Origin of the sequence: Gemmata sp. SH-PL17 (genome assembly GCF_001610855.1) — a bacterium.
GTDB classification, from domain to species: domain Bacteria; phylum Planctomycetota; class Planctomycetia; order Gemmatales; family Gemmataceae; genus Gemmata; species Gemmata massiliana.
On sequence record NZ_CP011271.1, the window covers coordinates 8851826 to 8865638 of the forward strand.

Annotated in this window: 15 protein-coding genes; 5 read left to right on the top strand and 10 right to left on the bottom strand. The window is 60.6% G+C overall.

Going from position 1 to position 13813, the window contains the following annotated elements:
- Positions 1 to 16 precede the first annotated feature (16 nt).
- From VT84_RS37035 to VT84_RS37050, 4 genes are all read right to left on the bottom strand, one after another.
- Complete coding sequence (locus VT84_RS37035; RefSeq protein WP_082843089.1) at positions 17 to 541, bottom strand: hypothetical protein; 525 nt, start codon at positions 539 to 541, stop codon at positions 17 to 19.
- Between the two features lie 11 nt (positions 542 to 552).
- The gene (locus VT84_RS37040; RefSeq protein WP_082843090.1) at positions 553 to 1074 is read right to left on the bottom strand and encodes a hypothetical protein; all 522 of its coding nucleotides are present in this window, start codon (positions 1072 to 1074) and stop codon (positions 553 to 555) included.
- A gap of 150 nt (positions 1075 to 1224) precedes the next feature.
- Positions 1225 to 2328 (bottom strand): WD40 repeat domain-containing protein, encoded by a 1104-nt coding sequence (locus VT84_RS37045; RefSeq protein ID WP_082843091.1) that lies wholly within the window; start codon positions 2326 to 2328, stop codon positions 1225 to 1227.
- A 212-nt stretch (positions 2329 to 2540) separates the two neighbouring features.
- The gene (locus VT84_RS37050) at positions 2541 to 3431 is read right to left on the bottom strand and encodes a ParB/RepB/Spo0J family partition protein (protein ID WP_052549656.1); all 891 of its coding nucleotides are present in this window, start codon (positions 3429 to 3431) and stop codon (positions 2541 to 2543) included.
- Positions 3432 to 4062: 631 nt separating this feature from the next.
- Here VT84_RS37050 and VT84_RS37055 point away from each other — a divergent pair.
- The 3 genes from VT84_RS37055 to polX all read left to right on the top strand — a co-directional run bounded on the left by VT84_RS37055 (position 4063) and on the right by polX (position 7803).
- Entirely contained in the window at positions 4063 to 5166 is a 1104-nt protein-coding gene (locus VT84_RS37055; protein WP_052549654.1) for a PseG/SpsG family protein, read from the top strand.
- Positions 5167 to 5270: 104 nt separating this feature from the next.
- Complete coding sequence (locus tag VT84_RS37060) at positions 5271 to 5831, top strand: hypothetical protein (protein ID WP_082843092.1); 561 nt, start codon at positions 5271 to 5273, stop codon at positions 5829 to 5831.
- Positions 5832 to 6051: 220 nt separating this feature from the next.
- Positions 6052 to 7803 carry a DNA polymerase/3'-5' exonuclease PolX gene (gene polX / locus VT84_RS37065; protein WP_082843093.1) on the top strand — a complete coding sequence of 584 codons (1752 nt, stop codon included), beginning with the start codon at positions 6052 to 6054 and terminating at the stop codon, positions 7801 to 7803.
- Between the two features lie 42 nt (positions 7804 to 7845).
- Here polX and VT84_RS37070 read toward each other — a convergent pair whose 3' ends face one another.
- Positions 7846 to 8343, bottom strand: a complete 498-nt coding sequence (locus VT84_RS37070; RefSeq protein ID WP_052549649.1) for a hypothetical protein — start codon at positions 8341 to 8343, stop codon at positions 7846 to 7848.
- A gap of 131 nt (positions 8344 to 8474) precedes the next feature.
- Here VT84_RS37070 and VT84_RS37075 point away from each other — a divergent pair, with 131 nt between their 5' ends.
- Entirely contained in the window at positions 8475 to 9176 is a 702-nt protein-coding gene (locus tag VT84_RS37075; RefSeq protein WP_082843094.1) for a DedA family protein, read from the top strand.
- A gap of 2 nt (positions 9177 to 9178) precedes the next feature.
- Here the strand turns inward: VT84_RS37075 and VT84_RS37080 are convergent, their stop codons facing one another.
- Positions 9179 to 10435, bottom strand: a complete 1257-nt coding sequence (locus tag VT84_RS37080; protein ID WP_052549645.1) for a pyridoxal phosphate-dependent aminotransferase — start codon at positions 10433 to 10435, stop codon at positions 9179 to 9181.
- Positions 10436 to 10599: 164 nt separating this feature from the next.
- On the opposite strand from VT84_RS37080, the gene VT84_RS37085 reads away from it, so the two are divergent.
- Entirely contained in the window at positions 10600 to 11106 is a 507-nt protein-coding gene (locus VT84_RS37085) for a hypothetical protein (RefSeq protein ID WP_052549644.1), read from the top strand.
- Between the two features lie 173 nt (positions 11107 to 11279).
- On the opposite strand, the gene VT84_RS37090 is transcribed toward VT84_RS37085, so the two are convergent.
- From VT84_RS37090 to VT84_RS37105, 4 genes are all read right to left on the bottom strand, one after another.
- Positions 11280 to 12026 carry a hypothetical protein gene (locus VT84_RS37090; protein WP_052549642.1) on the bottom strand — a complete coding sequence of 249 codons (747 nt, stop codon included), beginning with the start codon at positions 12024 to 12026 and terminating at the stop codon, positions 11280 to 11282.
- Positions 12027 to 12457: 431 nt separating this feature from the next.
- Positions 12458 to 12730: a hypothetical protein gene (locus tag VT84_RS37095; protein WP_052549640.1), complete on the bottom strand. Its 273-nt coding sequence runs from the start codon at positions 12728 to 12730 to the stop codon at positions 12458 to 12460.
- A gap of 169 nt (positions 12731 to 12899) precedes the next feature.
- Complete coding sequence (infA, locus tag VT84_RS37100) at positions 12900 to 13121, bottom strand: translation initiation factor IF-1 (protein WP_052549638.1); 222 nt, start codon at positions 13119 to 13121, stop codon at positions 12900 to 12902.
- 166 nt (positions 13122 to 13287) lie between these two features.
- Positions 13288 to 13686, bottom strand: coding sequence for an RNA recognition motif domain-containing protein (locus tag VT84_RS37105; protein ID WP_082843095.1), 399 nt, complete (start codon positions 13684 to 13686; stop codon positions 13288 to 13290).
- Between the last annotated feature and the right edge of the window lie 127 nt (positions 13687 to 13813).

Here is a 13813-nt window from a genome sequence, read left to right on the forward strand (position 1 = left end):
GTGAACCGTCTCCTCGTTACTTGGTCAGTTCGAGCGAATCAAGGAAGGCAGTCGCGTCCTTGCCGGACACGAATTCAGCCGTCCCAATAACGGCCACTTGGTAAAGCCGGTTCTCGCGGAGTATCGCGCGGAACTTTGTTCGCTGCTTCCCCTTGTCTCTATCTACGATGAGTTCGCGACCGGGCAACTTTTCCGGGCCGAACTCGAGCGCCTTTTCACTGACGATCTCGCCTTTACTTCCCTTGACGCCGTCCTGAATTCCGCTGAACAGGGTCTTGTGGTTTTCGGCCTTTGTCGCTTCAACCGGGTAGTCGGTGTAGCTCATCACATACACGTTCCCGTCCGAAGTGGCGAAGGTCGCGATGTTGACTTCCAGGTCGCCCAGCGCGCTCTTCGCGGTCTGGCGCGAGGTCTTTGGCTGGTTCGGGAACTTGATCGCGTACTTGCCTTCGGTCGAGGTGTAGGTGTCCTTTTGGCGCTGCGCCGCGGCTGGCGCCGTAACGCAGAGGATCGCCACCCCGAGTATAACGGCCGTGCGCATGCCGCCTCCGGTCACTTGGTGATTTCAAACGAGGTGATGAACTTGTCGGCGGAAGACGAGGTCACGACTTCCTTCGACCCCTGCACCACCACCTGGTAGAGCCGCTTCCCGACGATCACCATTCTATTGCGAATAAAACCGGTGGGGGTTTCGATCAACACGTCGCGCCCGGAGAACTTCTCGTCGCCTACTGCGATGGTGATTTCCTTGTCGTCGAGTACCGTCCCTTTTTCACCCTTGTTCCCGTCGCGAACCTTTTCGAGACGCGGGCCGGCGGGCTTCTTCGCGACCTCGTCCGAGGCGTCGATGTAGCTCACGACGAATGTGGTGTCGCCCTTCAGTTCCACCGAGTCGATCGTCAGCTTCAGTGTGTCCTTGCCCGCCTGGACGTCGGTCGTTTCGGTCTTCACCGCGCCTGGGAACAGCACCTTGTACTTCCCGTCCGCCGAGGCGTACTGCTTGAAATCCTGCGCGTGAGCAACGAGTGGTGAAGCTGCTAAAAGCGCAACCAGCGCGAACGTCCGTGCCCGCATGGGTGATCTCCGTGAGGAATCGAACACGGAGAGCGTAGCCGAAGCGCGTCGAGTCAGGCAAGAGAAGTGATCGCTTCGAGAGTGCGGAGCGCCCGCGCTCTCGGTTTACGTGACTTTCACCAAAGGCGAACTGCGATCGGCCGTATCCGCTCAGGGCTTCGGGGGAACGTCCCAGACGCGAATTTCACTCACTCCTGCCGACACGTTGTCAGTACACCCGGCTGCCAGTTCGGTTCCGTCGGGGGAGAAGGCCACGGCATTCACCGAGTAGGGACACCGGAAAACTCGGATCAGTCGGCCGGTGGGCACGTCCCACAGCCGCACGCAGTGTGGATGCTTCCCGTCTTTGAGTACCTCTCCTGTCGCCATTGTCCGGCTGTCCGGAGAGAACGCGAGGCACATCACGTAGGTGCCAATACTGTTCGGGGGCAAGCCCGGGAATCGGGTTTCCGACCCAGTCACCGTGTCGCACATAGTGACGACGTCCGTCGCCTCTGACCACCCGCCGCCGTAGGCTACCATCCCGCACTTGGGGACGAACGACAGGGCCAAAATATTATGCCGTTGAGGGAGATTCCGGCGGAGGCTCCCGTCTACAGAATCCCATAGCTTCACGTCGCCCTTGTCGTCGCCGGAAACGAGATACATCCCGTCGGGTGAGTACGCGACCGCCTTCACCCGGCCACGGTGCCCGTTCAGGACCAGCTTTTCCTTCCCATTCACAGCGTCCCACACGCGGGCTTCGCTAGGTACGGCGTCGCCCGATGAAGGGTGGTGAGCCGCCGCCACGTTTCGACCGTCCGGTGAAAAGCGTACCGCTGCAACGCACCTCTCAGTTTCTCTGTTTGGGGGCGGCCCGTATCCGCCTTCCTGAAGTGTCAGTTGCTTCTCGCCTCGTTCAACGCCCCACACCGCCAAGTGCCCGTCTATGCATCCCGAAGCCAGCCGTTTCCCGTCTGGGGAATACGCCACAGACACCACGGCAGCAGTCGCGGGGTGATTGAGGGTCCGGACGGGTTGTTGCGTCGCCCGGTCCCACACCACGATTGCATGGCCGCTACCAGCAGCCAGGCAGCGACCATCGGGACTGAACGCGATTGTGCTGACGGTGCCTTCGGGAGCCAAGAGCGTGGCCTTCGGCGGGTCGAGCCGGTTTCGGTCGATGTGCCACCAAACAGCCGTCGCGCCAACTGTACCCACCACTACGAGGGCGATGGCGATCAGGAGAAAGATCCAGCGGGTACGAACTTTCATCAGACCCTCGGCGTGGACTTCTCCACGAATCGTAGACAGCGGAACGCGGTGTCAACGTTACCCGATCCTGGTCATTTCAGCGGATGTTAGCTTAACCGGAGGGGTGAGCCGTTACTCGAAATGAAATCGCTTCCGTGGTTTGCGAGAGGCATTTAAACGCAAACAGGGGGCATCAGCCCCCTGTTTGTTTCGATCGCGTTCGGGTCAGGTGCTCACTTCTGAAGAGCCTGGACGATCCGCTCGAAGTCGTCGTTGGAGTCGAATCCGATCACGATTTGGCCCTTATCCTTCGCCTTCACCTTGATCTCGATCTTCACCGCGAGCCGCTGGCGGAGATCGTCTTCCAGCCCCTTCACGTGGGCCGTCTTCTCAACCGGCTCTTTGCGGGCGACTGCCTCGGCCGCGACTTCGGCTCCCGCCGCCGCGAGCTTGTGTTGCTTGACGAGCAGCTCCAGTGCGTGAACAGAGTAGTTCTTCATAATCGCGTCCTTCGAGAACGCGACCTGCTGCTCCAAGTCTGTTACACCCTTCAGCACCTTTGCGTGGCCCATCGTGAGCTGACCGTTGCGAACTGCGGTCTGCACTTCGGGGTGCAGGTTCAGGAGACCGAGCAGGTTGCTCACGGTCGAACGGTCCAGCCCGAGGCGCCCGCCGAGTTGGTCCTGCGTCATCCGGAACTTGTCCATGTACTCCTTGAACCCCTGGGCCTTCTCAATGGGGTTCAGGTCGGTGCGCTGGATGTTCTCGACGAGGGCAGCCTCGAAGACCTGTTGGTCGTCGAAGGTCACCACGTGAACGGGCACCTCGATCAGCCCGGCGTCCTTGGCCGCGCGGAGCCGGCGCTCGCCGGCGATGAGTTGGTAGCTGTCCCCCACGGCTCGCACCACGAGCGGTTGGAGGATGCCGTGGTTCTTCACGCTCGCGGTGAGCGAGGCGAGTTCGTCGTTGTCGAACTGCTTGCGCGGCTGGTACGGGTTGAACCCGATCTTCTCGACCGCGAGCCGAGACACGGGTGTGTCCGCGGATTGCGGGGCCGAGATGTCGCCGAGGAGGGCGTTGAGTCCGCGGGCCAAACGGGGCGGGGCTTTGACGGTCGCTTCCATGCGAAGGTCTCCGGGGTCAATCAATCTGGACCGACTCATAGCAACCTCTGCGGTTGTGAGAAGTGGAATCAAAGTGACGTGGTCCGAGAGGGGTTCCACGTGGAACGCCGCAAACGTGAGGACGAATCGCAACTGCCATGAAATTCGGGTCTTTGACAGTGTTCCACGTGGAACGTTCTGCGCAATCGGAACGGTCCGCGTAAGCGGTATTTTTGCCCCAAATGATGCCGTCCGGACCACGAAAAATCGGCGCGCAACACTCGGAATTTGGATTGTGATCGAGGGCGAAGAAAGTGGCCTTGTCGGTTGTGAGAAAACTGAATTACCATCCGCCCCGCTCGGCCAACGGACCGGAACCCGAAGGCCGAGCACGACGCACCACCGGACCGGAACCCAGTGGTGAGTCGTTCGGGTCAGCAATGACCCGGCCGGAGAAGAGGTGTCGAAGTTGGCTCCCCGCCGCGCGTCTCGCTCGCGCATGGACGCTCGCTCGTCCGCAGCGGAAGCACACTCCACACCAACCGGAACGCGCGAACGCTATGGCCCAACGACCGCGAGTGGATCTCCGCGGGCGCTCGTGGTGTCTCGTTCGCGCACCTTTTCAATCGCTGGTTGCTCAGGAGCGTTGCGCATGGATGCGACTCGTGGCCCGATTCTGTTTCGCTGCGACGGCACAAGCGAGCACGGCTGGGAGCCGTTCTACCAGTGCCTCTCGCTCGCCGCGGCGCTCCAGCGCCGGCGCCGGGGAACGAACTTCCTCAGCTACCTCGATCCGCTCTCGCTGGCGACCGTCGTGAACCGCGGCAACAACGACTGGGTGCCCGCCGAACGCAAGATCGGTGACGACGGTGACCTCGAAGCCACCATCGCCGCCGCACGGAAGATGAACGCTGCCGCCATCGTCGTCGCGGGTGAGGGCTACTCGGCCGACTACCTCCGCGAGCTGAAGAAGACCGGCGCGCTGGTGATGGTGTTTGACTCGACCGCGGACATGCGGTTCCCGGCCGACCTCGTGGTGAACCCGCTCCTGTTCCCGACGCGGAAGACGTACCGCGTGGAGCCGGGCTGCCAGCTCCTGCTCGGCACCCGCTTCGCGCTCTGCCGTGGGGTGTTCCGTCGGCAGCGCACGATCCGCGCGACCGAGCCGCCGATGCCGTTCCGCGCCCTAGTCGCGATGGGCGACGACGACCTCGCGGGCGAAGCGCTGACCCGCACGCAGCAGCTCATGGAGATGCCGAAGGTCGCGAAGATCACGATCTCGGCCCGCACGCATCACCCGCGTTACGACGACCTGCTGGCCCTCGCCGACGACAGCGGCGGGAAGGTCGAAGTCATCACCGAAACCAAGGAGCTGATGACGCGCCTCGTCCGCGCTCACTTCGCGCTGACGAGCGGCGACGGGTGGTCGCCGGAGTTGTGCGTGGTGGGTATCCCGCAACTGATCCTGAGCCAGACCAAGCGGCACGCGGGCAACGGGAAGAAGCTCGACGAGGACGGTGTCGCGACTTACTTGGGCAACGCGGCGGACGTGACCTTCGACCAACTGCGTGAAGCGGTCGACCTGTTCCACGACGACTCGATGGAACGGAAGAGCATGACCCGCTGCGCGCGGAACACGTTCGACGGGCGCGGGCCGGATCGCATCGTGAACGGTCTGGAGATCATGCTCCACGGCCCGACGCGCAAGCGGGCCGCTTCGTTCGCTCCGACACACGGGCTGAAGATCGCCGCGTGACGCCGAGTGTGGTGCCTTGAAACTTGTTCCGCGTGTCCCGGTCCTGTAGGCTCTGTCGAGAGCGGACCGGGACGTTTCGTTTCCTGATAACCCCTGAAGGCGCGATGTGGTGGCTCCTCGGCAGCCTTTGTATCGGAATCCCGTTGATCCTCGTTGGGCTGGCGGTCGGCTACTATGTGTGGTTCATGCGCCAGGAGGCGGCGCGGGAAGAGAAGTTGAAACGGAGGGGCCGCGTCGTGAAGGCGTGGATCGTGTTCGCCAACGACAACCTCTACAAGAAAAACGCGCGGGACAATTTCTGGCCGGCCCAGGTGGTGTTCACACTCGTCGAGGACGTCCGGAATTTGGACGACGTGCTGGAAGACTTGGCGGAAGAGATCCGCGAGTTTGAAACGGAAGACGAGGAGGACGATGACGAGCGGATCATCGGCCAAGTGGTGCGAACGGAGTACGGATACAGCTGGCCCTTACGAATCCCGAAGCGGATCACCGGCCGGCTCGTCGCGTACACCTCGACCGTCGATGTTCAGTGCAAATGGCTCCCCGCGCGCCGGTTGGAAGAGCCTTACATTTACATCAAAGCCTACGTCGGCAAGGATCGCCAGGACCGACTCGCGCGAATGGTTCCGTACCCCGACGATGATGACGACGAGGATTACGAATAATTCGCACTGAGCAAGGCATACCTACCCCCCAACCCCCTCCCTAAAGGGAAGGGGAGGAAAACCACTCACCGAGTGCGTTCCCAATCACAGAGATTTCGCGCGCCGGCTCCCCTTCCCTTTAGGGAGGGGGTTGGGGGGTAGGTATGCCTTGCCACCTCCAACATCCCCTCGGATCCTCTCTTTTGGTATCCTCACACCACCTTTAGTGAGGAACCGAACCGTGACCAAAGACGACGTTGCCGACGCCCTCGACGAGATCGGCACCCTTCTCGAACTCAAGGGCGAGAACACGTTCCGCACGAACGCCTACCACAACGCGGCACGGCTCGTTCAGCAGTTGCCCGGCGACCTGGCGCAGATGGTCGCGGACGGGAAACTGGCCGAGGTGCGCGGCATCGGTGAAGCGCTCGCGCTGAAGATCACCACGCTCGTAACGACCGGGAATTTACCGTACCTCGAAGACCTGCGCGCTTCGATTCCGGCGGGGCTAGTGAAGATGCTCCGGCTGCCGGGACTCGGGCCGAAGAAGGTCAAGGCGCTCCACGACCTGCTGAACATCGACTCGATCGAGAAACTGAAAGCCGCGTGCGAGTCGGGTGAGGTCGCGAAGCAAAAAGGGTTCGGCGCGAAGACGCAGACTCGGATTCTCGAAGGGATCGCATACATCGACCAAGTCGGGCACCGCGTGCGGATCGATCTCGCGCTGCCACTTGGTACGGCGCTGTTAGAGCAGATCCGCACATTCCCGGGAGTCATTCGCGCTGAGTTGTGCGGGAGCCTTCGTCGGCGGAAAGAGACGGTCGCGGATCTCGACATCCTGGTGAGTAGCGCGAATGCCCAGCCCATCATGGATGCGTTCGTCAAGATTCCCGAAGTGGTTCAGGTCTTGGGGCAGGGGCCGACCAAATCGAGCGTGATCGCCGGGCTGCACGTTCACGGCACGAAGGTCACGCTCCAGGCCGATCTCCGTGTAGTGGAAGACACCCAATACCCGTTCGCGCTCCACTACTTCACCGGGAGCAAAGAGCACAACATTCGGATGCGCCAGCGCGCCATTGACCGCGGCCTTTCGCTCAACGAATATGCACTCGCGAACGAAACGCGCTTGGTGCCGTGCAAGGATGAAGCGGACATCTTCGCTGCACTCGACCTGCCGTACATTCAGCCCGAATTGCGAGAAGACACCGGAGAGATCGAGGCCGGCGAACTGAAGAAGCTCCCCGCGCTGGTTGTGGACTCCGACATCCGCGGCGTGTTTCACAACCATACCACCTACAGCGACGGCACCGCGTCCCTCGAAGAGATGGCGCTCGCGGCGAAGAAACTCGGCTTCGAGTATTTCGGTGTCGGTGACCACTCGCAGTCGCTCACGATCGCGCGGGGGCTTCCGTCGAATGTGGTGCGAAAGCAGTGGGCCGAGATTGATCGCGTGAACGCGAAGCTAGATGGCGTGCGCATCCTGAAAGGCAGCGAGGTGGACATCCTCGAAGACGGATCGCTCGACTACACCGACGAGTTGCTTGCGGGTTTTGAGTACGTCGTCGCGAGCGTTCACTCACACTTCGGGATGACGGAAGCCGAAATGACAGCCCGCGTGTGTAAGGCGCTTTCACACCCTGCGGTGACAATGTTGGGCCACGCGACCGGGCGCCTGCTGCTCAAGCGCGAGGGGTACAAGATCAACCTCGACGAAGTGCTGAAGGTCGCCGCGAAGCACGGCAAGATGATCGAGATCAACGCTCAGCCGTCGCGCCTCGATCTCGACTGGAAGTACGTGAAGCAGGCCAAGGCGATGGGTATTCCGATCGTCATAAACCCGGACGCTCACAGCACCGGCGAACTGGCGCTTTACACGTTCGGAGTTCAAGTCGCGCGCCGCGGGTGGCTTACAAAGGACGATGTGTTCAACACACGCGGGTTGGCCGATGTGATGAAGGAACTCGCGCGCCGAAAGCAGAACCCGATAACTTGAGGTAGTCACCCGGAACCGGATCTTTGGGGCTGATGGCACACATCACGTGATCGTAACCACAAGGTCCGGCTTCCAATCAAAGAGCCTTTGCGAGAAGTCTTCTCCAAAACCGATACCGAGGCGTGGGCTGATGTAGCCTTCGAGCGGGTAGACTACTTTAAGTTGGCTGTCATTACGAACGAGGGCGACCACGCGGTTCCGACGTGGTTCAACACAGTAAAGTTCTTCAACTTTCTGCTGGTCGCAGAACCTCACCATCTCAGTGGTTTCTTCGCGCAGTGCGCTTGCTGTTCGCAGAGCCGAACGCACCCAAAACACGACCTGTGGAGCAAAGGCGTCGCTTTCCCATTGTTGGCGCATCTTGGGATCGCCCTGCACCGGGTACCACAACAAATCACCGGCAACGAATACCTGTTGGCCGGCGAACAACTCGCGCAGCTCGCCGAGGATCTTGACCATCCAGTTCCATTGAAGAGTGTCGTTGGTCCTTAGTTTCCCATCGCTGTCTGAGTTGGCAGTGGTTGTATCCGCGCTCATCATGACGCCTCCGAATTGGTGGGCGTCGCAGTTTACTGGCGCACCAGCGTCTGCTTCCAGCCCGGCTGAATACCAATTGGAACGGGAAGTGCATTCCTTGTGCGAAGCGGTTCACCGCGCACAGGAGCCGGCACATGACCGACGCCATTTACTGGTACGTTTCGATTTTCTTCTGGCTGTTTCTCACCGGCATCGGCATCCCACCCGCGCCCGAGGAAGCCGGCATCCTATACGCCGCGAGCGTGAACGCACTCCACTCGGAAGTGTGGTGGTCGCTAGCTTGGGCTTCGTGTGGTCTCGGGATCATCGCCGCGGACTGCGTGCTTTACGGCGTCGGATGGAGGTGGGGAGCGAAGCTGTTCGAGTATCGTTGGGTGCAGAAGGTTCTAAGCAACGAACGGCGCCAGAGACTTGAAGGTCACTTCACACAGCACGGGATGAAGTTGCTCATCCTGGCGCGCTTTCTCCCCCCTTTAAGAACGGGTGTGTTCCTCATCGCAGGGGCAACGCGGTACTCGTTCCTGAAGTTCCTGATCGCCGATTTGGTCTATGCGGTTGTGGGCGTGGGACTGTTCTTCTTTTGCGGGACGTGGATTCTCGCTCTCATTCACCGGTTCGAGAGCACCGCGCTGGTTGTTGGTGCGCTGCTCGTGGTGGCCTACGGTCTGTACATGTATTACCGCTTGCTGCGACGCCGCGAACTGAGAGGCGCGTCCGAGGCACCGATCTCCGTCCTTCAAGGACCAGAAGGATCGGTGCCCCCGGGTGAGCCAGCAATGAATCCGGCCGCTGCAGTAGCCGCGCAACGAGAAGCGCGAACCGTACTCGAAGGGTGAGGTTACTTGGCGCGGTACTTCGGGTTCGCGTCCAGGTATGTCTTCACGCGGTCGGTGCGAGTGATGGCATCAGCGAAGAACGCGACCGCTTGCACGAGCCGGTCATCTGGTTCTGCGCAACTGAAGCGCAGGAACCCTTGCCCGGCCGCGCCGAAACATTCCCCACCGAGGCACGCGACCCCGCGCTTGTCGTCCGCACCTTCGAGCAGGTACATCGCGAGACCGTGTGATGTGATCCCAAGTCGCTGGCAGATTGGGGCGACTTGCGGAAACACGTAGAACGTGCCTTCCGGCATCAGCACAGTTACGTCGGGCACCTTCCGCAGTTCGTTGACGAGCAACTCGACCTTCGCGTGGAACTTCTTCATCACCTCGTCGCGCTCGGCCGCATCGTGTTCGAGCGCCGCCTTACCCGCCATTTGCACAATAGGCGGCACGCACGAGAGCGAAGTGTTAATCATCTTGCTCACGATCTGCGCGATCGAAGGTGCCGCGATCATGTACCCGCAGCGCCACCCACTCATGCTGTAGCTCTTCGAGAACGTGTACGACCCCACGCACTGATCCAGCATTCCCGGTTCGGCCAAAATGCTACTGTGTTTGCCCCCCCAAACCATGTGGCAATACGGTTCGTCGCTGAACACCGCGATGTTCGTTCCGCGGACGATGTTCGCGATCGCTTTCAGGTCCTCCGGGGTCGCGACGCCGCCGGTCGGGTTGTGGGGGAAGTTGAGGAACAGCGCGCGGGCACGCGGTTCGGTCTTCACGAACTTTTCGATAGCCGCCACATCGGGGCGGAACTGATTCTCTTGTTTGAGCGGGACGTACACCGGCTTCGCCCCGCGCCGGAGAATGTTCGGCTCGAAGGTCGGGAACGCCGGCTGGAACACGAGGACCGCGTCGCCCGGTTCGAGGAACGCTTCGCAGAAGTACGTCTCGAACACTTTCGCACCGGGACCAACAACCACGTTGTCTGCGGTCGCAGGGATGTTGAATTCAGCCTTCACCGTGCGAGCGATAGTTTCACGAAACTCGAGTAACCCGGCTGACGGGCAGTACCGCGTGAGGCCCGCATCAATGGCCGCGTGCGCTGCTTTGATCGCACTGGCTGTCGTCGGGAACGGCGAATCACCGATCTGAAGCGCGATCACGTCTTTCCCGCCGGTCATCAGTTTCCGCGCAACTGCAAGCACGTCGAACGCGGTTTCGGTGGTCAGGCCACTGGCAAAAGAAGACAAAGCGGGAGCGCTGGTACTCATCGGGGTAGTACTCGTTGTGGTCGAATTATCATGGTGAGAGGTGATACGCTCATCAAACGAACGCCGCCATTCGTCGTCCACTCAACCCCGTCCGTGACTCGATTTGTGAACTAGATTCGAGACAACGTCCCAAGCTGCGCTCGACACTCGAAATCAGGTGCGCCATGAATTGTGACACGGAACGTGCCAACGAAGGGGAATGGGGGCACGAGGACGTGTCGGGTGAGACGTCTCAACTGGTGCAGGAAGAACTCGAAACAGGCGAGCCGATCTCGGGCGAGCTCGAACCCAAAGTTCCCAAAAAGATCCCGGCACTTCCGGGTCGGTTCGATGCGAAGCCATCCGCGGAAGTAGAAACTAGCGAATCATCGTCGGGTGGTCAGATGGTGCTCGCCACTGCGAAGTATCTCAAACCGGACGAGTACAACACGGACTCTCTTGCGAAGAAGAAAAAGAAGCGTGCACCACAATCAGAGAACGCAGAGGGCACCGAGCAGAGTCTGGAAGGACGGGTGTTCAACAGTGGCTTCTGGGGTGGCCTTCTCGCGATGGTGGTCGCGGTCATTTGGTTCTTTGCTGGTCTGGCGAACGATACACTTTACTTCTACCCACCGATCCTGTTCGTCATCGGGTTGGGCGCAATCTTCAAGGGGACGACAAGCAGTGAGTAACTGCCCTTAACATAAGGGTGTCGCGGGCTGCTGTGACAGCTCGAGAAAATGCGTTGCTTGTTGTTGCTGGTTAACTGACAGAGATGCGTGTTTCGTCACAACGCTTTGAAAGATGGCGCCCGTGATGGGATCAGAGCTTGTGGGCGCCACCCTTCCGACTTCACACTTCTCGATCACTGCTTCGCGCTAATGGCCTTTGCGAGCGGGTTGATAACCTGCGGAACAACGTAGGTGCTCACCAGTTCGTCGAGCACGCGGCGCTGGTTGTGGTAACTCTCCGCGAACGACTTGAACGGCTGCTTCCCCCAGAACTGTCGAACCGTGAAGTACACGGTCACGGGTGATTCCGAGAAACTGTTCGTTCGCACTTGGTAAGCGTTGGTGCGCGTCTCGATGCTCAGCCGCGCCTGAAGCTGACAAGCGTCATCAAGGGCCAGCATCATGGTCGGTTGGTAGTGGAGCACTCGGGCGGCGGGCACCTGGACCAACCCTTCGAGCGGCGTCCCGCTGGTGAGCGCTTCGGCCACCACTTCGTCGTGGTTCCCTTGGTAGAGGAAGTCGAAGTAGTACAGCACGTCCATCGACTCGGTTTGCATCCCGTTCAGGTCGAGGTGGTACGGCGCGATTTCGAGGACGCGCTCGTTGTGCTGGTCCGCGTCTTCGAGCGTCGGCGGGTTCACGAAGCCGGCACTCAGCCGGCGGTGGTCCAGCGAGGTCCAGCGGTAGCTGCCCGACTCGCGATCCTCTTCGAGCATGTATTCGGTATCACTGCGCTTCTCGAATTCGGTCATCTTCGGGGCCACCTTTTGGACGGCCTCGAAGAAGTGCAACACGGTTTCGCGACCCGTCGGCATTTCGAGTTTGCCGTGAACGTAGGTCGAGACACCGAAGTCGTCGCACAGCGAAGCGTAAGAGTTCATCTACGGTTCCTCTCGTCTGGGCCGGCGCGCGGGAGAGGGCTCCTGCGTTAATCAGGGCGCAACCGACAAGGTGACTGCTCTATTGTTCGACGCGGGATGTCCGGTTGCAAGCCCGGTAAGTGAGCCAGATTGTGTCGACCGCACCGACCGCGCGAACGGGGCAATCCCAAGTGACGCAGGGACAAGAAGCGGGGTTCGGGCGCGAGAAACGAATCGGCCGTCGCAAAACACTAGAACGCATTCGGATTAGAACGGCTGCTTCGAGATCGACGGGCGGTCCCGGTGTGTGCCGTGACCACAGTGAGAGTCGGAACCGAGACGGAAGTGAACTCGGCCGCTCTCGGGTCGCGGTAGGTTCCACGAGGCGAGAGCGGCCGGGTACGGATCACATTCTGTGTTGACTGCTACTATCGAAATTCGTCGAGCACCAATCAGGCAACGAGGCGGAGCTTGACCGGAGCCGGAACCTTCAGCGTGCCCTTCAGCGTCCAGCGGCCCGCGTCCGGGGCGCCGCTCCACTGTTGGAGTTGGACGGTGGTGACGTGTTCGCGTTCTTCGTCGTCGAGGACTTCAGCGAACGCTTCGGCGTACTGCTGGCGGACCTGAGTAGACGAACGACCAACGAAAACGAGTGCATCGGCGCGGTCATCGAAAACCGCAACCGCGCGCCAACCTTGAGCCTTGGATTCGGTGGTAATGAGCATGGTGTGACCCTCCCTGGCTTGAGTGATGGGCGTCGCTGATCCATCGAGCGACGTGCAGATAACTTGACAATTGGAGGGTTTGAGGTCAAGGAAAAAGTGCTCAATATGTAAACTTTGCCTCAAGTCCGAGATCTGAATCGCGATACGACGAGTGTGAAATGGGGGGCGCTCAACCCCGAACACGGAACGTGATTCGCCCGCGGGTAAGATCGTAAGGAGAGATTTCCACCTTCACCCGGTCCCCCGGGATGATGCGGATGAAGTTCTTGCGCATCTTGCCCGAAACGTGGGCGATAACTTCGCCGCCGATGTCCAGTTCCACGCGGAACTGCGTGTTCGCAAGGGCTTCTTTGACCCGACCTTCGACTTCAATGGCTTCTTCTTTTGCCATAGGGACTCCGGTTAAAGGGCTGTGGTCGTTCGTGGCTTCCAGTCCGGAATGGCCGCAGCATAAAATGAAACAAATACGCACCCGACTGAGGTTTGTTGTAACCTCATAAGTCGGGCGCGTTGGTTAATATACGCGCAATGCAAATAAACGGGAGTAGGAAAGCAGCTTAGTAACGGTCGCCGCCGTATCCGCCGCCACCTCCACCACCGTATCCACCGCCGTACCCGCCTCCTCCACCACCGTATCCGCCGCCACCGCCGCCTCCGCGTCGGCCACCACCGCCACCGCCGCCATACCCACCGCGCCCGCCGCCACCCTCACGCGGCTTCGCGATGTTCACAGTAAGCGGGCGGCCGTTGATCGCTTGGTTATTGAGCGCGGCGATGGCAGCCTGGGCCTCGTTTTCATTGGCCATCTCCACGAACCCGAACCCGCGCGAGCGGCCGGTTTCGCGATCCATGACCACTTGGGCGCGGGTTACCGCGCCGAATTGTTGGAACATTGCGGACAGTTCTTCGTCCGTAGTGGACCAAGGCAAGTTACCGACGTAAATGTTCGTAGCCATGCGGAACCGCAGCCACCGTGCGCCCGTGCCGGGGACACCTCCGACCTCGCTCACACACGGAGCGAGTACATGTCGTGAGGGAGACCAACACGCAAACACCCGGCCCATGCCGGAATATTCGTCACAC